Below are 834 nucleotides of genomic sequence, written 5' to 3' on the forward strand. Positions count from 1 at the left end.
TGTCGATTTTGATCAAGCGGTTGAAGACAAGTTGATTGAAATCATCAACCCGATGAACGAGTTTGTTGATTCAATCATCGACTTTATCGACATTGAAGCAATCAAAAAAGCCAACCTTCGTGTGCTGATTGACCCGATGTTTGGTGTCGCGAAAAACGCACTACAAACCGTCCTAATCAACGGCCGCTGTGAAGTAGACGTGATCAACGACGGAAAAAACCCAGACTTCGGCGGTTTAATGCCTTCTCCAAGTGCTGCGACCCTGTACCGCTTGATGCACCTTGTCGAGCAAGAAGGCTACGACATCGGTATTGGTACTGACGGCGATGCAGACCGTCTTGGTATCATCGATGAGAAAGGCAACTTCATTCATCCAAATGAAGTGCTGATTCTTCTGTATTACTACCTATTGAAATACAAAGGTTGGAAAGGCTCAGTCGTACGTAACATCGCGACAACACACCTATTAGACAAAATCGCCGAAGATCACGGTGAGAAATGTTTTGAGGTTCCAGTTGGCTTCAAACACATCAGCTCGCAAATGGAAGCAGATGACTCACTGATTGGTGGAGAAAGCTCTGGTGGTTTAACTATTCGCGGTCATATCAAAGGTAAAGATGGTGTGTTCGCATCAAGCTTACTGGTTGAAATGATCTCGGTAACGGGCAAAAAGCTGTCTGAGCTACTGGATGAAATCTATGGCAAGTACGGCTACGCGTACATGGCAGAAGGTGATTGCAAATTCAAACCAGCGCAAAAAGAAGTCCTATTCAACAAGATATATGTTGAAAAACAACTGCCTGAGTTTGAGTTCGATATTGAAAAAGTCAGCTA

General features: G+C 44.1%; 1 pseudogene. It reads left to right on the plus strand.

The features are described from left to right. A pseudogene (locus R7040_RS25585) lies at positions 1 to 834 on the plus strand (phosphoglucomutase/phosphomannomutase family protein); the annotation flags it as partial.

The sequence above is a fragment of the Vibrio sp. 1069 genome (assembly GCF_033340555.1).